Annotated in this window: 19 protein-coding genes; 18 read left to right on the top strand and 1 reads right to left on the bottom strand. The window is 41.5% G+C overall.

The features are described 5' to 3' along the window. Positions 1 to 17 precede the first annotated feature (17 nt). The 8 genes from B5G03_RS01860 to B5G03_RS01825 all read left to right on the top strand — a co-directional run bounded on the left by B5G03_RS01860 (position 18) and on the right by B5G03_RS01825 (position 6,966). Positions 18 to 677 (top strand): response regulator transcription factor, encoded by a 660-nt coding sequence (locus B5G03_RS01860; protein WP_087180076.1) that lies wholly within the window; start codon positions 18 to 20, stop codon positions 675 to 677. Then, entirely contained in the window at positions 668 to 2,032 is a 1,365-nt protein-coding gene (locus tag B5G03_RS01855; RefSeq protein WP_087180075.1) for a sensor histidine kinase, read from the top strand. The genes B5G03_RS01860 and B5G03_RS01855 overlap by 10 nt, the downstream gene beginning before the upstream one ends. 314 nt (positions 2,033 to 2,346) lie before the next feature. Further along, entirely contained in the window at positions 2,347 to 2,676 is a 330-nt protein-coding gene (locus B5G03_RS01850) for a winged helix-turn-helix domain-containing protein (RefSeq protein WP_481808402.1), read from the top strand. 158 nt (positions 2,677 to 2,834) lie between these two features. Then, positions 2,835 to 3,953 carry a helix-turn-helix domain-containing protein gene (locus tag B5G03_RS01845; RefSeq protein WP_087180138.1) on the top strand — a complete coding sequence of 373 codons (1,119 nt, stop codon included), beginning with the start codon at positions 2,835 to 2,837 and terminating at the stop codon, positions 3,951 to 3,953. A 27-nt stretch (positions 3,954 to 3,980) separates the two neighbouring features. Further along, a complete protein-coding gene (locus B5G03_RS01840) occupies positions 3,981 to 4,307 on the top strand; it encodes a hypothetical protein (protein ID WP_087180074.1) in 327 nt (108 codons plus the stop codon). Between the two features lie 12 nt (positions 4,308 to 4,319). Beyond that, positions 4,320 to 5,738 (top strand): hypothetical protein, encoded by a 1,419-nt coding sequence (locus B5G03_RS01835; RefSeq protein ID WP_140401617.1) that lies wholly within the window; start codon positions 4,320 to 4,322, stop codon positions 5,736 to 5,738. After that, positions 5,731 to 6,423 carry an ATP-binding cassette domain-containing protein gene (locus tag B5G03_RS01830; RefSeq protein WP_087180072.1) on the top strand — a complete coding sequence of 231 codons (693 nt, stop codon included), beginning with the start codon at positions 5,731 to 5,733 and terminating at the stop codon, positions 6,421 to 6,423. The genes B5G03_RS01835 and B5G03_RS01830 overlap by 8 nt, the downstream gene beginning before the upstream one ends. A gap of 54 nt (positions 6,424 to 6,477) precedes the next feature. Beyond that, entirely contained in the window at positions 6,478 to 6,966 is a 489-nt protein-coding gene (locus tag B5G03_RS01825) for a winged helix-turn-helix domain-containing protein (RefSeq protein WP_087180071.1), read from the top strand. 254 nt (positions 6,967 to 7,220) lie between these two features. Here B5G03_RS01825 and B5G03_RS01815 read toward each other — a convergent pair whose 3' ends face one another. Beyond that, positions 7,221 to 7,589 (bottom strand): helix-turn-helix domain-containing protein, encoded by a 369-nt coding sequence (locus tag B5G03_RS01815; protein WP_087180069.1) that lies wholly within the window; start codon positions 7,587 to 7,589, stop codon positions 7,221 to 7,223. Positions 7,590 to 7,931: 342 nt separating this feature from the next. Between B5G03_RS01815 and B5G03_RS01810 the strand changes: the two genes are divergently transcribed. From B5G03_RS01810 to B5G03_RS01765, 10 genes are all read left to right on the top strand, one after another. After that, on the top strand, positions 7,932 to 8,552 hold the full coding sequence (locus B5G03_RS01810; protein ID WP_087180068.1) for a TetR/AcrR family transcriptional regulator: 621 nt from the start codon (positions 7,932 to 7,934) through the stop codon (positions 8,550 to 8,552). 117 nt (positions 8,553 to 8,669) lie between these two features. Beyond that, positions 8,670 to 10,421, top strand: a complete 1,752-nt coding sequence (locus B5G03_RS01805) for an ABC transporter ATP-binding protein (RefSeq protein WP_242962255.1) — start codon at positions 8,670 to 8,672, stop codon at positions 10,419 to 10,421. Continuing rightward, positions 10,414 to 12,138, top strand: a complete 1,725-nt coding sequence (locus B5G03_RS01800) for an ABC transporter ATP-binding protein (RefSeq protein ID WP_087180067.1) — start codon at positions 10,414 to 10,416, stop codon at positions 12,136 to 12,138. The genes B5G03_RS01805 and B5G03_RS01800 overlap by 8 nt, the downstream gene beginning before the upstream one ends. 26 nt (positions 12,139 to 12,164) lie before the next feature. After that, complete coding sequence (locus tag B5G03_RS01795; RefSeq protein WP_087180066.1) at positions 12,165 to 12,758, top strand: MptD family putative ECF transporter S component; 594 nt, start codon at positions 12,165 to 12,167, stop codon at positions 12,756 to 12,758. Further along, positions 12,758 to 13,441, top strand: a complete 684-nt coding sequence (locus tag B5G03_RS01790) for an energy-coupling factor transporter transmembrane component T family protein (protein WP_087180065.1) — start codon at positions 12,758 to 12,760, stop codon at positions 13,439 to 13,441. Before B5G03_RS01795 ends, B5G03_RS01790 begins: the two co-directional genes overlap by 1 nt. Positions 13,442 to 13,455: 14 nt before the next feature. After that, positions 13,456 to 14,868, top strand: a complete 1,413-nt coding sequence (locus B5G03_RS01785; protein WP_087180064.1) for an ABC transporter ATP-binding protein — start codon at positions 13,456 to 13,458, stop codon at positions 14,866 to 14,868. A 10-nt stretch (positions 14,869 to 14,878) separates the two neighbouring features. Then, complete coding sequence (locus B5G03_RS01780) at positions 14,879 to 15,241, top strand: metal-dependent transcriptional regulator (protein ID WP_087180063.1); 363 nt, start codon at positions 14,879 to 14,881, stop codon at positions 15,239 to 15,241. A 215-nt stretch (positions 15,242 to 15,456) separates the two neighbouring features. After that, positions 15,457 to 15,762, top strand: a complete 306-nt coding sequence (locus B5G03_RS01775; protein ID WP_343286879.1) for a winged helix-turn-helix domain-containing protein — start codon at positions 15,457 to 15,459, stop codon at positions 15,760 to 15,762. A 188-nt stretch (positions 15,763 to 15,950) separates the two neighbouring features. Next, a complete protein-coding gene (locus B5G03_RS01770; protein ID WP_087180136.1) occupies positions 15,951 to 16,139 on the top strand; it encodes a helix-turn-helix domain-containing protein in 189 nt (62 codons plus the stop codon). After that, positions 16,132 to 16,833, top strand: coding sequence for a response regulator transcription factor (locus B5G03_RS01765; RefSeq protein WP_087180061.1), 702 nt, complete (start codon positions 16,132 to 16,134; stop codon positions 16,831 to 16,833). The genes B5G03_RS01770 and B5G03_RS01765 overlap by 8 nt, the downstream gene beginning before the upstream one ends.

Here is a 16,833-nt window from a genome sequence, read left to right as displayed (position 1 = left end):
AAAATGGAGGTGATCTTGTGACGCATATACTTGTGGTGGATGATGAACAGCCCATCTTAGAACTGATAAAGAATGGTCTTAGGAAAGATGGCTATTTGATAACAGCTTGCCAAACTGTCGCTGATGTAGATATGCAGAAACTCCATTTATACGACATTATCCTTTTAGATGTGATGATGCCGGGAGTGGACGGCTTTGAATATTGCAAAAAAATCAGAAATATAGTTGACTGCCCTATTCTCTTTTTAACGGCAAAAACGCTGGAAGAAGATATACTATATGGTTTGGGTATAGGTGCTGATGATTATATTACAAAACCGTTTCGCATAGCGGAATTAAGGGCCAGAGTAAACGCGCATTTGCGTCGTGAACAGCGAGAACGACATTCCACCCTCACATTTGAGAGAATTAAATTTGACTTGGCAGCGAAAGAACTTTGGGTTGCGGGAAATCGAGTAACTTTGACGAAAAGTGAATATCTTATTTGTGAGTATCTTGCCCGAAATAAAGGTCAAGTGTTTACCAAAGAACAGATTTATGAAGCTGTTTTCGGTTTGGATGGTGATAGCGATAATTCTACCATTGCTACTCATATAAAAAATATTCGTGCCAAACTGGAAAAGCTAAATATTCAGCCAATTTCTACAGTCTGGGGGATTGGGTATAAATGGGAATGAAAAGATCACATACCGTAAAAGCATTATTCCGTAGATTTGCTCTATCGCTCGTTGTGCTATTGGGCGTTGCTATTTTAGTTCCTATTTTGCTGCAAACAACCGCCGTCAATATGGGGATAGCCACAAGAGCTAATCAAAGTGAGCTACAAGTAAGGGAGATTGTTCCGACACTGACGGTTGCACCCGATGTAACCAAAGTGGTATTGCCGCAGGGGTGCCGTTATCTAATTTTAGACAAGGACTTTAACGAGTTATACAGCAATATGGCCGCTGACGAAAAGGAAGATGCACTATCTTATGCAAAAGGAGAATATATCAATCAAGGGAGCAAGCGGCAATATGTCCTTGTTGTTAGGGATAATGAATTGTGCGTTTTGCAATATTTTATAGGCTCACAATTTACTGTTTCGTGGCTGCCTGATTTTTTTCCATCCCCAGATATCCTTATGCTGGTTTTGATTGTTGTTAATTCCTTACTGGTTATTACCCTTTTAACAGCAAGGTTTGCAAAGATATTTCGCAAACAACTTCGCCCACTTATGGAAGCTACAAAAGAAATTTCTGAACAAAATCTTGATTTTGAAGTGGGACATTCAAACATCAAAGAATTTGAGGATGTCCTATGTTCTTTTTCTTCCATGAAAGACAATTTGAAATCATCTTTGGAAAAGCAATGGAACGCGGAAAAATTACAGAGGGAACAGATTGCAGCACTCGCCCATGATCTGAAAACACCCCTGACAGTAATTCAGGGAAATGCTGACCTTATCAGCGAAACAGAGCTGAATAAAGAACAGCGTTTATATGCTGAATATATTAGCAGCAGTTCCGAACAGATGCGGTTATATATTCGGACATTGATTGATATTTCACGGGCAGCGACCGGCTATCAGCTCCACATGGAGGATATTGATCTGCCTGCCTATGTGGAACAGTTACGGGGGCAGATTGACGCTCTGTGCCAGACGAAAAAAATCGGATTGCAGGTGGAAATAGAACACTTACCTGCTGTCCTGCCTGCGGATAAATTACTGCTGGAACGGGCAATTATGAATATAGTAAATAATGCGTTGGATTATTCTCCGCAGGACAGCCCCATTTTAATCTCAATGACGGGTGATAAAGGAAGTCTGACAATTTCGGTAACAGATGCAGGCCCCGGTTTCTCGCAGGAAGATTTGCTGCACGCCGAAGAACAGTTTTACATGGCAGACCGCAGCCGTAGTTCTAACCTGCATTTCGGAATGGGGCTGTTTATTACAAAATCCATTGTCCAACAGCATGGCGGACAGCTTATTTTGAGCAATTCCGAAAAAACTGGTGGCGCACAGGTAACAATCTCAATTCCGTATTGACCTTAAGGGCGGCTTTGGGCCGCCTTTTTTTCAAATCTTTATGAAATCTTCAAAACTTGCATTTATGATAATTTTATAAGAAATTAACTATCAGAAGATGATAAGGAAGTATTTGAAAAATATGGGGGTGATGACAACATGGGAAATTAGCCGTACTGGACTTGAAAGATTCCGGCAGGCAGATAGGTAAAAAACTGTTTGCTTTGCTTTCTCCCTGCCAAAAGAAGGAACTGGCTCAGTTTATTCGAGACTATGAGGCTGGCGATATTCCGGCTGATGACCCATGCACAACACTCTTTCAAGATCAATGTTTTATCCCACCGCAGGCCAATCAGCCGTTGACAGAAATCCGTGAAGGTGATTTATATTTCTGCTTGGAGCAGCGCCTTGTTACTGTCCGAGGTCAGGTGATCCCGCTGACCGTCAAGGAGTTTGAAATTTTTGCTTTGCTTATACAGAATCCAAAACGGGTGTTCACCTATGAAATGCTGCTGGATCTGGTATGGCATGAGGACTATGCCTACTATTCCCGAAAGGCAATCAACAACCATGTAAGCAACTTGCGAAAGAAAATCAGAATTGCCCCGGATCTGCCGGACTACGTGAAAAGTGTTTACGGTGTAGGCTATAAATTTGAAGTATAGAAAGGGTGCGGTATTCCCTGCCGCACCCTTTATTCATATTGGGGCGGTGCATGAGATACCTTGGTTTCCTATTGGTTGACTTTTCCCCAGGAAGTTAAAATATGCTCCATTGTTTTTTTGATTCCAGTTTTCTATACTATTATCAGGAGGTAGGGATAATGAAAGAAATCAATCTTGGCCGTATTCTGGTTGAAAACCGCCATAAGCGCGGGATTACCCAGGATGAACTGGCCGCATATATAGGAGTATCGAAAGCCGCGGTTTCAAAATGGGAAACCGGAATGACATATCCTGATATTACTTTGTTACCGCAGCTTGCTACCTATTTTAATATCAGTATTGACGAACTGATTGGCTATGAGCCGCAAATGACAAAGGAGCAGATTCGAGCCCTGTATCGAAAATTAGCAACTGACTTTTCTACGCAGCCGATAGCACAGGTACGGGAGCAATGCCGTGAGATCACGAAAAAGTATTTCTCCTGTTTTCCTCTTTTGTATCAGATTGGGAGCTTGTATGTAAACTATAGCCCATTCGTTGAGGATAAGACTGCGGCAAAAGAAATGTTAGAGGATGCCAGCAGGTTATTTGAACGGGTAAAGTCCGAAACAGACAATGTGGATCTGGCAAAACAGGCCCTCAATATGGAGGCTCTATGCCAATTAACCCTGGGCAATCCATCAGAAGTATTAAATCTTTTGGGCGAGCCAGATTTTTCTATGACATCCACAGAACCTTTGCTGGCTTCGGCCTACCACTTTTTAGGCAACAAAAAAGAGGCCAAGAGTATTTTACAAGTGGGTATTTTTCAACATACCGTTGTACTTATCAATCTACTGTCCATTTATCTGGGCCTTTGCTTAGAGAACAAAGATGCTTTTGAAGAAACTGCAAGAAAATCTTATGCAATGATAGAGGCTTTTAATCTGACTAAATTGCACCCAGGAATTATACTTCCACTGTATTTCACGATTGCACAAGGATATATGAAACTGGGAAACTCTGAAAAAGCGTTGGAGCTGCTGGAAGGCTATACACAACTGGCAACCAGCAATATCTATCCCTTGAGCTTACATGGCGATGAATACTTTGACCTTTTAGATGGCTGGCTGGAAAACACGCTCACAATGGGAAGCGATATGCCGCGCAATGAGATGACGATTAAGAAAAGCGCAGTAGAAGCCATTATTAACTGCAAGACCTTTGAACCGTTGAAAGACGATGTTCATTTCCAAAATATCATAAAGCGGCTGAAAACCCTTGAAGAAAATGGTTGAGCCGGTTTAGCAACGGAGGCTAATAAAATGATTCGCAAACTGTTAAAAAACCTTCTTGGTGAGAATTTCACCGAAAATAATGCAAAACTGGCAACCGTCAATTTTGCGATTATTCTTTTGATGTTTCTCCTGTCCGGCATTATGCTGTTCTTCCTGCCGGAGCAGATTTCTATTTTGCATACGGGTGATACCTATTATCCCTTACCCAGCGTTTTAGCTGTCTGGCTGCTTCCAATCATTGCGCTGGTTATAAACATCGGCTTTATCAAGCAGAAGCGGCTTTCAAAAATGAATAGCATTGTGTTTGCTGTTCTTTTAGTAATCATGATGGCATCCTATATTTCACAGATATAAGCCGGATGAACTATGAAGCGCACACTCTATAAAGCAATCTTAAAAAGCAGAAGCACCCCCATTATTACGCTTTCACTTTCCATGATCGGTATTTATGTGGGGTACTTGATATGGTATGTATTGGGTCACTACCTGCCCGGATCAATATCTGACTATCGTGTATTCGTGTCCATCCTTGCAATTTGGATCAGTGCATTTATTGGAATATATAAAATACCCGATCAGCTTTTTACCAACCGGCGGATAAAAGATGTTCTGTGCTTCCCACTATCGTCAGGCAGATTAGTCCTATTAGTTATTGGCCGTCTTGCCTGTTTACAATTAGGCGTCACCATTTCTGCATTTTGGGCCTGCTTTTTGTATGTCATTTCAGATTGGTTTTCGACAGTAACAATCATGCTGTTTTGTTGGATAGGTAGCTGTTTGATTGATCTGCTTGTTCTGCTGATTTCTATGGCTATCGCCAATTTGCTTCCGGCATCCATTGTGGGATATGGATTTATCCTCTTACAATATGGAGCATTTTTGTTGTTGGCGCTATCAGCAGGAAATCTTGTGTCGGAGATTTTATTTAGGCCGGAATTTTTAGAAAACCTGAATAAAGTATTTTGCCCTGACAAGTGGCTCCTGATTGCAATACTGGCCGCAGCTTCGTCAACTCTTTGCGCTTGCTTTTGCGTAAAGGCTGGATATGTTCGAGGGTATTTGAACACCCAGAACTTCCAGTATCGAAAAGCCAATAAAGCCATAGCGCCTACAAAAATTAAAAATCCGTACTTCCTGTTGGAATGGAAACGGGTATCAAGAAACAAGGAACTCATTTTCTTTTCAAACATAAAGAATATCCTGACAGTGATTGTTCTGTGCGGGCTATTGGTGCAAAACTTTGATTGGATAGGAGTGTCCGAACGATATACTTTAGAATTGTTTCTGTTGGTGTCCTGCTGTGCTGTGAACACCATTTCAAGCACCGCCTATTCCAGCGATCCGAATAAAGCATATATTTCATTTCTTCCCATATCCACACACCGATTATTTTTCTGGAAAACCCTGCAAGGTTTCTTTTGGGGAGAAATTACGGTATTGCTGTTCTGGGTGGGAGCAACATTTTTTCATGGTATATCTGCACTGGATGCCTTCTTGCTTCTCATTTATGGAACCGTAATGAATTATGGCTGTGTATGGCTTGGAGTATTTTTAGACTACAAAATGCCCCGCTCACCCAATAGCACAAATGAACTGCTCCACGGAAATATCAGCAAAGTAATCGTGCTTTTTGCTTCGATAACTTTGACTGTTGGGGAAATCTATTTTACAACGCAAATCATTGATTATATTTTTCTGTTGCCATTTGCTGTTTGTGTGAGTGGTTGTGTTGTTGCGATCGAGTGCGTATATTGGTTGATTTGCAGGAGGAGCTTTCGTGATTAAAGCAACAGACATATCAAAAAAGTATGGAAACAAAATAATTTTTGAAAACATTTCCTGTTCTTTGGACAATCAACGGATTTATGCACTGGTTGGTATCAATGGAATAGGCAAATCCACACTATTAAATGCCATCACACAACCGGCCAGTATGGACAGCGGAAAGGTGGAGATTGATGGGATTGATAATCGGGAGTTTAAGTCTAAGTTTCAGTTTTTCTATGTTCCAGACAGCAAAGAGATGTTTCTGAATTTGACAGGAAATGAATACTTAAAGTGCATTATACAGCTCTATCATCAAAATGCCGTAAAAGCAAAGGAAACGCTTGGGGGATTAGCAACTGCGTTCAAATTGGAGCGGTCGCTGAACGAATATATTGCAAATTATTCGCTTGGCATGAAACAAAAGGTATATTTGATTGCAGCTTTTCTTTCTGGCGCAGGAAATCTAATCCTGGATGAACCTTTTAATGGTCTTGATCCAGAAAGTGTTGCCACCCTAAAAAAGCTGCTGCTTGCATATCGTGATGCTGGGAATCTTGTACTCTTTTCAGCCCATAACCTTGATCTGGTTGCGAATTTCTGTGACGATGTGGTTTTTATTGACAAGCAGAGAAAGATTTTTCAACTTGAAAATCCACGGGATTTTGCTCAACTGGAGAGTGCTTTTTTCCGAAATTGTGTTTGAGGTTAAGAAAAAGTTTGGTAACTAAGGTGGTGATAACATGGGAAATTAGCCGTATTGGATTTACAAGATTCCGGCAGACAAATCGGTGAAAAGTTGTTTGCTCTGCTTTCTGCCAGCCAAAAGAAGGAGCTGGCTCAGTTTGTTCGTGACTATGATGCTGACAATATTCCGGCTGATGTCCCATACTCAACACTCCTTCGAGGCCAGTATTTTATCCCTCCGCAGGCAGATCAGCCATTGACGGAAATCCGGGAAGGTGATTTGTATTTTTGCTTGGAGCAGCGCCTTGTCATTGTGCGGGGCCAGATAATTCCACTGACGGTCAAGGAATTTGAAATCTTTGCTTTGCTCCTCCTGAACCCCAAGCGGGTGTTCACCTATGAAATGCTCCTGGATCTGGTATGGCATGAGGATTACACCTACTATTCCCGGAAAGCGATTAACAACCACATAAGCAACCTGCGAAAGAAAATCAGGGTTGCCCCGGATCTGCCGGACTATGTAAAAAGTGTGTACGGTGTAGGCTATAAATTCGATATATGAAAAAGGAAGCTGCAGAGCAATTACCAACTCTGCAGCTTTCCTTTTGAAGATTTTTTTAGCGTCCGCAGGATGCGTAGCCGTCACCGAAGGTGGCGATCTTGGGGGCTTGGGGGTTATCCCTCAACAAGCATTTTAGCCGGTGCAATCCGGCTAAATTCGCAAAACATGTATATGTTTGCATTGCTTGCCGGTTTCTCGTACCCCGTATTTTTGCCCTTTCGGGCGGTATTTCTTCAAACGAGAAAAGAGGAGGCTTACACATCCTCCTTCTCATCATCCGCATCTTTCAATTTGATGGCTCCGTCAATGACACCTTCCACAATGGGCAGATATTTCTCCGGGCAAAGCTGTAATTTGTGGCTTGTCCGCTGGCGCTGCTCACTGTCCTCCCGAAGCAGTTCCGGGTTGAAGTAGCGTTCTGCGGGCAGCTTGCAAATGCGGATGAGCTGCATCACAACCTGCACGCTGGGTATTGTGCCGCACAGCTCAATATTTGCAAGATAGCGCGGGTCGATGCCGACCTTTTCGGCCAGCTCCCGGCGGGACATTTTCACAGCTTCACGCGCCTGCTGAACATCTGCTCCGAAGGTTTCAAATCCAGGGCAATCTTTTACATTCGGCATATCACATCACCCTATTACATTCTATTGTTCATAGGATGTGCTGGGAATGATATGATATGCGCTTTAGTTTCATTTTATAATTCGTTTGCAAAGAGGAATTACATATTGGAGATACAGGTCCACGCCGAGTAACTTAAAGTCTATGATCCCATGTGCTATCGGGGCTGATGAACATGTTGAAGGCGTAGGTGAAGAAAACTATATTGGATGAATTTCTCTCGTAAACAAGAAGCAGCAGAAAATGGTAAGTATAAACTAACACTTTTCTCTTGCATTTCTATTTCTTATGTGGTATAGTGAATGACGTAAGCTAATTAGATTAACTTACGGGAAGGTTTTTATATGCCAAGAGATAAGACAGATACACATAATAAATTGCTCCCTTGTATTAAGCAGGAATTTTTGGAGCATGGATATGAGAAAGCGTCTATGCAAAATATCGCAAGACGAGCAGGAATTACTGCTGCGGGGATATATCGCCATTTTCCAAGTAAAGAGGCTATGTTTACTGCAATGGTAGAACCAGTCACGAGTGACTTTTTGAAGATGTGCGATGTTTCTATGGAAGAAACATATTCTCGACTTAGTGACGATGATTTCCTCAAAAATTTTAACGAGTTCAGAACGGAAAAAAACAGGGAATCTATTAACTTCATGTATGACAATTATGATGTTTTTCGATTATTACTTGTTTGTTCAAAAGGTACATCTTACGAATCTTTTCAGGAGCGTCTTGTGGAAATCGAAATGCAAGGAATTATTGATTTGTTTGGCGTACTTGAAAAGCGAGGACTGCCGCATAAAACAGTAACAGATAATGAACTTCATATATTGTGTACCACATTTGTCACCGCTCTTTGTGAAACAATTAAACATGAATATACAAGAGAACAGGCATTGAAGCATTTGGACTTCATCGGTAAAATGCTTTACCCTGGTATGAAAGAAGTCCTTGGCTTCTGAAAATTACATAATAAATGACTGCACTGAATTTTAGGGCGTTATCGTCCTAAAATTTTTCTGTTTTATGGGTTAGTTAATGCTAACTAAAATCATTAGCTTATATAGGAGGGATGGACTGTGAAAGTAAAGGGTAGCTTGTATTGGATTTATTCTTTTACAAGCGGATGTAAAGGCAAAATGTTGGTAGCTATTCTATTGGCTGTGATTGGAGTATTGTGGGGAATGGCACCCTATTTTGCGCTCGCAGGAATTTTGTCGGGATTGATCCAAAACACTTTAACGGCAGAACGCATCTTTTGCTATGTGGGAATTGCTGTGTTAGGCGAGACTCTTAAAATGTTGTTTAATACGGTTTCCTCTTTGAAAGCTCACAGGGTAGCTTATCATATCTTAGGGAATATTCGATGCAAACTGGCTGAGAAAATGATGCGTGTTCCTATGGGAGTTATGGTTGATACCCCATCAGGTAAGTTAAAAGCGATGGTTGTAGATACTGTTGACAAATTGGAACAGCCCTTAGCTCACATGTTGCCAGAGATTACAGCAAATGTTTTCACACCGCTTTGCATTATTATTTTACTTTTCATTTTGGACTGGCGTATGGCACTGGCCTGTATGATTGTGATTCCTATTGGCTTTTTACTCTTAATGGGGCAAATGAAAGACTATAAGAATAGATCTGATAGATATATTGAAGCCAGTAGCAACATGGACAGCTCTTTGGTTGAGTATGTCAATGGAATTGAAGTAATCAAGACTTTCAGCCAAACAGGGAAATCATTCCAAAAATTCTCTGATGCTGTGAAGAATTACCATGATACGACATTGGATTGGTGGAAAAATACCTGGCTATATTCAGCACTTGGATTAACAGTAATTCCTGCTACCCTTGTGGGAGGTATTCCCGTTGGAGCGTATCTTCTTATGCAAGGAAGTATCAGTTTTTCTATTTATATTACATGCCTTATTTTATCCCTTGGAATTGCCGGTCCGCTGATTCAAGCAACGTATTATGCTGATAATTTTGCTGTTGTTGATGCCAGTATCCGGCAAGTAGGAAATTTTCTTGATGAACAAGAACTGGTGCGGCCATCAAAAGAAGTTTTGCTAACAGATGATGGCTTTCATTTTGAGCATGTTTCATTCGGATATGATAAAAAAGAAGTGCTACATGATATAACCTTTTCCCCTGTGGCGGGTGGAAAAACAGCCATAGTAGGGCCATCTGGTTCAGGTAAGTCAACCATAACAAAATTGATGGCGGGCTTTTGGGATGTAACTAGCGGTCACATCATTTATGGAGGCCAAGATATTCGCAATATTCCAACAAGCCAGTTAATGAAACACATTAGTTTTGTGTCACAGGATAACTTTCTTTTCAATATTAGTATCAAGGAAAACATTCGAATGGGAAACCCTTGTGCTACCGATGAGGAAGTCCTTGCCGCAGCAAAAGCGGCCAGATGTGATGAGTTTATCAGCAAAATGGAATATGGATACGATACTTTAGTCGGAGATGCAGGAGGAAAGCTTTCTGGCGGAGAAAGACAACGCATCACGATAGCCCGCGCAATATTAAAACCAGCAGATGTTGTAATTCTGGATGAGGCAAGTGCCTATGCCGATCCAGAAAATGAGGTGTATATTGAAGAAGCTATAAATGAGTTGGTAAAAGACAAAACGCTTATTGTAGTTGCCCATCGTCTGGAAACGATTGAAAATTCAGATAAGATTGTTGTTGTAGATCAAGGAAAGATTGTAGCTGAAGGAACACAAAGCGAATTATTAAAAAATTGCGCGCTTTATAAGCGACTGTGGAACGAGACAATATTAACTTCAGAGCGGAAAAGAGGTGATTGCAATGCTTGAAACCATAAAGCGAATTTTGGCAATGGCGGGCAAATATCGTCACAAAATTACAATAGGAATTATCATCAGCTTATTACATTCCTTCTTTTCCGCAATGGACTTATTTGCCATACTTTATATTTCTTTTTCTATCAATACCCTTACCCAACAGAAAATTGGAGTTGCTGCTGCGATTTTACTTGTGGGTCTTACAGGCAAGATTATTTGTAAGTATCAGATAACTGAACATATATCTGGTTCCAGCTATGATGTCTTTTATGAAAAGCGTTTGGAGGCTGGTGAAAAATTAAAGAGAGCGCCGATGGGTTATTTCAGCGAAAAGAACCTCGGTGAAATCCAGATGGCAATGACTACAGATATGAATGCTTTGGAATCCTCGGCAATGTCTGTTGTAGAAAACATTTTGGGCAGCCTGATCTATGCTGCGGTTTGTACTTTAGTATTGCTTCTTTTTAACTGGAGAATAGGGCTTATTACATTAGCGGGCCTTGGAATCGGAATTCTTTTGCTCCGTGTCGTACAAGAAAACGCAAAAAAAGTAATGCCAGTACGTTTTCAGGCTCAGGAAGAAATGACAGAGAAAACATTGGAATTTATACAGGGCAATATGGTTATGCGCCTTTTTGGAACAGGGCGGGATGGTTTGAACAGAGTAAAAGAAGCATTCCATAAAAAACAGGAAGCAGACATTCGTCTGGAAAATACAGCGATCTGGCCAATCAGCTTTTACAGATACATATTTCGACTGGCGAGCTGTGGAGTAGTATTGATTTCCGCATTGCTCTATGTAAGACAAGAAATGGCATTTCCTATTTGTGTTATGTTCCTTTTCGCAGCTTTTCTTGTTTACTCACAGATGGATGGACTTGCCTCTAATATTGCTCTGCTACGAATTGTAGATACTGCTCTTAGTCAAGTTGAGTCTGTATTGGAAATTCCGGAGATGTCAGGTAATGACACCATAGATAGAATACAGAATTATAATATTGAACTTCATAATATATCCTTTGGCTATGAAAATCGTCCCATCATTCAGAATGTTACATTAAAAATCCCAGAACATCGAGTAACGGCTATTGTAGGACCGTCTGGCTCTGGAAAAACAACTCTATGTAATTTGATTACAAGATTTTGGGATGTGCAGCAAGGCGAAATTATGATTGGTGGCAAAAATATCAAAGAAATAGAGTTTGAGGAATTGATGAAACTGATGAGCATTGTGTTTCAGAAGGTATACCTGTTTCACGATACTATAGAAAACAATATAAAATTTGGAAAACCTACTGCCACGCATGAAGAAGTTGTTGAAGCGGCACGTCGAGCATGCTGCAATGAATTTATCGAAAAATTACCAAATGGATATCAGACAATTGTTGGTGAAGGTGGTTCAACACTATCTGGTGGTGAAAAGCAACGTATTTCTATTGCTAGAGCAATCCTAAAGGATGCTCCTATTATCATTTTGGATGAGGCCACATCCAGTGTTGATCCTGAAAACCAGCACGCATTGTTGACAGCTATCAACGAACTAACATGTGGCAAAACGCTGGTTATCATTGCCCATCGGCTTTCCACAATCAAGGATGCCGACCAGATTATCGTTCTGGATAACGGGCATGTTGTCCAACAGGGGACACATGAAACATTGCTTCAACAGGATGGCATTTACCGTAGGTTTGTAAAAATACGGCAGACAGCGTCCTCTTGGAAATTATAAAACACAAGGAAAGGATAAAGAGTATTATGGAAAACAACAAACTTAAAGTCAAAGACTTAGTGAACATTGGGATTTTTTCAGCATTGTATATGGCCATCGCAATGGTAGTGATGCTTCCTGTGGGAATCACACCCGTTCTTTGGTTGCTTTGGCCAGGAATCGCAGGTCTGTTCGGCGGAGCATTTTTTACTCTTTTGTTGGCAAAAGTGCCTAAAATGGGATCTGCTCTCCTTCTTGCAATTATCAGCGGTATCCTGTTTTTTGCGACAGGAGAATGCACATGGGTGATTATCGTTACATTTGCTGTTGCCGGCATTCTGGGAGAAATTGCAAGAAAAATATTCGGATATAAATCCTTCAAAGGCATTGCATTAGCTGGCGGTTTTTCTGCGATTGGTTTTATTGGTTCTCCTTTACCTATGTGGCTGTTTCAAGAATCTTATATGAAATCCATTGAAGAAATGGGTATGGGTGTAGAGTATGTGGAAGGGCTACAGTCTATGATCTCAGTTGGCTCATTTATTGGAATGTTGGCGGTTGCTTTTGTTGGCGGTTTTATTGGAACTTTAATTGGACGCAAAATGTTAAAAAAGCATTTTGAAAAGGCAGGAATCGTTTAATGGGTACAATGAAAAAGGGAATTTTGGTTCTTGACCCACGAACCAAAATTCTCCTGCTGTTGGGGATCAATATTTATGTTTTCACAAATAGCTATGTCTGGGCTGAAATAATTGTAATGGCAGCTTTAATTATTCTCCTGTTGTTATGTGGCGTTTATAAGGCTGCCCTAAAAAGCGCGGTTACATATATAGCTCTACTTGCAATCAAATACTTTTTGCTGCCATTTTGCCCGGAAATTATATTAACTTCGCTGAATATTGTTGTCATTACTTTCCGCAAGTTGCTTCCCTGCGTAACATTAGCAACTTTGCTCGTTCAGACGACACCTATTCGGTTGCTTATGCACGCATTGCAAAGGTGGCATTTACCTCAGACTGTAATTATACCGTTAGCAATCACAGTACGCTACTTCCCTACTTTGCGTGAAGAACAACAGGCAATCAGCGATGCGATGAAATTGAGAAATGTACATGGTGTTTTTCAAAAATTGGAGTATATCTATGTACCGCTCATGTTATCAGCCTCGACAACAGCAGATGAATTAAGTCAGGCTATTACTGCGCGTGGTATAGATAATCCACGCCCTAAAACCTGTGCAGTATCTATGCGGTTCCATATACAGGATTATGTACTCTGCTTTGTCGCTATTGTACTTCTTATTATTGCTTTTGTGTTGCTTTAAGAAGGGGGGATTTTATGATAACATTTGAAAACCTGTCATTTTCCTATGGAAATACAGGTGAAGAACAGTTAAATTCCCTTGACCTGCAAATAAAAAAGGGGGAATTTGTCCTTCTTTGTGGAAGAAGTGCCTGCGGTAAGACAACTGCAACCAAGTGCATCAACGGATTGATTCCGCATTTCACAGAAGGAAAATATTCTGGCTCTGTTGTTGTTAAAGGAAAAGAAATTGCCAAAACACCAGTTTATGAAATATCAGAAGATGTAGGCTCAGTTTTTCAAAATCCTAAAACTCAATTTTTTAATCTTGACTCTGATAGCGAACTGGTTTTTGGAATGGAAAATTTAGGAATAGAGCCAAACAAAATAAATGCCCGCGTTCAAGAAGTAGCTCACGATCTTATGATTGAAAATCTGTTGGGTCGAAGTGTTTTTGGCCTTTCTGGTGGCGAAAAACAGATACTTGCTCTCGCTTCTATTTATGCCGTAAATCCGGATATTTATGTCCTTGATGAACCAACGGCAAATATTGATAAAGATGGAATTGACCGGCTGCATGAAATTCTTCTCAAATTGAAGCAAATGGGTAAAACGATTGTGATCTCAGAACATCGCTTATATTTTCTCATGGATTTAGTGGATAAGGCTGTTTATATTGAACACGGCGCTATTCAGAAAGTATATACAGGCGATGAATTTCGTGCGTTAGCGGATTCAGAACGTATTAGGCTTGGATTGCGTTGCTTCAAATTAGACAACGAAAAAGATGAGGTGCCTACGAAGTGTAATTCAGGCATATTGGAGATTGATAATTTATCCGTGAGCTATAAAAATAGAACCATTTTCAGCAACGCATCTTTTGCAGCGGCTCGCGGGGATATTATTGCAGTTACTGGACGCAATGGAAGTGGAAAGTCCGCTTTTCTGCGTGTGCTTTGTGGGCTTATGAAAGAAAAAGCAGGAAGAATTGTGTTTGATGGAAAGCCATATCCATATAAGAAGCGCCGAGAACTGTGTTACATGACGATGCAGGATGTTGTCCATCAGTTATTTTCGGATAGTGTATGGGAAGAATTTTCTCTTCTCAATAAAACTGTTGATGAACAGGAAATCACGAAAATTCTAAGACGACTGGACTTATTGGATTACAAGGATAAACATCCTATGACACTCTCTGGAGGTCAAAAGCAGCGACTTGCTCTGGCAGTAGCCACTCTTGCAAATAAAGATATTATGATTTTTGATGAACCGACCAGCGGCTTGGATTATGGCAACATGATCAAAGTTTGTGAACTTATCAAAGAGTTATCTTCCAATAGAATAGTATTTGTGGCGACACATGATCGTGAGTTAATGGGATTGTTGTGTACTCGTCGAATGGAAATATCAAATGAATCAATCTCTGTTTACGATCTCACAACTAAATAAGGAGGTTCAGATGAAACTCTATGCGTCCGGGGAGGACTACCTGGAAACCATCCTTGTTCTCCAAAAGAAACTCGGTATGGTACGCTCCGTAGATGTGGCCCGGCACATGGAGGTGTCAAAGCCCAGCGTGTGCCATGCGGTAGCTGTCTTGCGGGACGGCGGCTTTCTCACAATGGACGAAGATCACCTTCTCCATCTGACCGATGTGGGCCGCGAGGTTGCCGAAAAAATCTACGAGCGCCATTGCTTTTTTACCGAGCAGCTTATCGCAGCAGGCGTTGACCCCAGGATTGCGGAGGCCGACGCCTGCCGGATTGAACATGTTATTAGCAATGAATCCTTTCAAAAGCTGAAAGATGCTTTAGAGGACTAAGGAGGTGGTGACAATATGGGAAATTAGCCGTTCTGGATTTAAAAGATTCCGGCAGACAAATCGGTGAAAAGCTCTTTGCTCTGCTTTCTCCCTGCCAAAAGAAGGAACTGGCTCAGTTTGTTCGTGACTATGATGCTGGCAATATTCCGGCTGATGTCCCATACTCTACACTTCTTCGAGGCCAGTATTTTATCCCGCCGCAGGCAGATCAGCCATTGACGGAAATCCGGGAAAGTGCTTTATATTTCTGCTTAGAGCAGCGCCTTGTTACTGTACGGAGCCAGATAATTCCGCTAACGGTCAAGGAATTTGAAATCTTTGCTTTGCTCATACTGAATCCAAAGCGGGTGTTCACTTATGAAATGCTCCTGGATCTGGTATGGCACGAGGATTATTCCTACTATTCCCGAAAAGCGATCAACAATCATATAAGCAACCTGCGAAAGAAGCTCCGGGTTGCCCCCGACTTGCCGGATTATGTGAAAAGCGTCTATGGCGTGGGCTATAAATTTGAAGTATAGATAGGGTGCGGTATTCCCTGCCGCACCCTTAAATTTTCGCTTTTTCTGCTGTGTGGATAATGCCCGATTTTGTCATATATTGTTGACCGGTATGCCATTTTACCTATCCCTATCCGCTATTATTTACATTCCACATATTGTATTCTTCGAGAGAAAGAAATATAATGAATTATGTTGGAGGTGAAGGTATGGACTATATGACGATTAAAGAAGCCAGTGAAAAATGGGGCGTTTCTGCCCGTCAAATAAATTATTACTGCGCTGCTGGCCGTATTCCCGGCGCTGTGAAAATGGCAACACTATGGTTAATTCCCAAAGACGCCCAAAAGCCAGTGGACGGCAGGACAAAGCAAGGGAGGGCTTTGAAACATGAATAGTGTTTTGATTATAGACGATGATAAGGAACTTTGTGCCTTGATGAAGAAATGCGTGGAACAGGAAAACTTGTCTGCGGTGGTGGCGTATGGCGGTTTAGAGGGCTTACAGCTGCTGGGAGAAAACAAAGACACCTGTTGCCTGATTATTCTGGATGTGATGATGCCGGGTATGGACGGCTTTCAGGTATTGCAAAAAATCCGGGAGAAAAATAATGTGCCGGTGCTGATGCTGACCGCCAAAAGCGACGAGGAAGATAAGGTTTCCGGCCTGCGGCTGGGGGCGGACGATTACCTGACAAAGCCTTTCGGCATTAACGAGCTGATGGCCCGCGTCAATTCCCTAATCCGGCGCTACACCACCCTAAATCCCGTGACCGGGAACGAGGCCGCCACCATGCTTCTGAAAGATATGGTGATTGATAAAGTCAATCGGACGGTGACTGTCCAAAATATCCCGATAGAGCTAACCGGCAAGGAATTTGATTTGCTTCTGGTTTTGGCGTCCAATAAGGGACGGGTATTTACAAAAAAGCAACTTTACACGCAGGTATGGACGGAAGAATACGACTTTGACGATAACAATATCATGGCCTTTATCAGTAAACTACGGAAGAAGATTGAGCCAAATCCAGAACAGCCGTTTTATATCCAAACCGTCCGGGGTGTGGGGTATCGGTTCAACAAGGAGGCATGA

This window comes from Gemmiger sp. An50 (assembly GCF_002161595.1).
Taxonomy (GTDB): Bacteria; Bacillota; Clostridia; order Oscillospirales; family Ruminococcaceae; genus Allofournierella.
The sequence above is the reverse complement of the archived record's forward strand: the minus strand, read 5'-3'. Positions and strand labels throughout refer to the sequence as shown.

What these genes read in the sequence shown, in the direction of transcription:
- B5G03_RS01780 (WP_087180063.1), top strand. Translation starts at nt 14,879, where the DNA reads ATGAAACTCTATGCGTCCGGGGAGGACTACCTGGAAACCATCCTTGTT.
- B5G03_RS01840 (WP_087180074.1), top strand. Translation starts at nt 3,981, where the DNA reads ATGATTCGCAAACTGTTAAAAAACCTTCTTGGTGAGAATTTCACCGAA.
- B5G03_RS01795 (WP_087180066.1), top strand. Translation starts at nt 12,165, where the DNA reads ATGGAAAACAACAAACTTAAAGTCAAAGACTTAGTGAACATTGGGATT.
- B5G03_RS01790 (WP_087180065.1), top strand. Translation starts at nt 12,758, where the DNA reads ATGGGTACAATGAAAAAGGGAATTTTGGTTCTTGACCCACGAACCAAA.
- B5G03_RS01815 (WP_087180069.1), bottom strand. Translation starts at nt 7,589, where the DNA reads ATGCCGAATGTAAAAGATTGCCCTGGATTTGAAACCTTCGGAGCAGAT.
- B5G03_RS01770 (WP_087180136.1), top strand. Translation starts at nt 15,951, where the DNA reads ATGGACTATATGACGATTAAAGAAGCCAGTGAAAAATGGGGCGTTTCT.
- B5G03_RS01810 (WP_087180068.1), top strand. Translation starts at nt 7,932, where the DNA reads ATGCCAAGAGATAAGACAGATACACATAATAAATTGCTCCCTTGTATT.
- B5G03_RS01855 (WP_087180075.1), top strand. Translation starts at nt 668, where the DNA reads ATGGGAATGAAAAGATCACATACCGTAAAAGCATTATTCCGTAGATTT.
- B5G03_RS01765 (WP_087180061.1), top strand. Translation starts at nt 16,132, where the DNA reads ATGAATAGTGTTTTGATTATAGACGATGATAAGGAACTTTGTGCCTTG.
- B5G03_RS01785 (WP_087180064.1), top strand. Translation starts at nt 13,456, where the DNA reads ATGATAACATTTGAAAACCTGTCATTTTCCTATGGAAATACAGGTGAA.
- B5G03_RS01835 (WP_140401617.1), top strand. Translation starts at nt 4,320, where the DNA reads ATGAAGCGCACACTCTATAAAGCAATCTTAAAAAGCAGAAGCACCCCC.
- B5G03_RS01845 (WP_087180138.1), top strand. Translation starts at nt 2,835, where the DNA reads ATGAAAGAAATCAATCTTGGCCGTATTCTGGTTGAAAACCGCCATAAG.
- B5G03_RS01800 (WP_087180067.1), top strand. Translation starts at nt 10,414, where the DNA reads ATGCTTGAAACCATAAAGCGAATTTTGGCAATGGCGGGCAAATATCGT.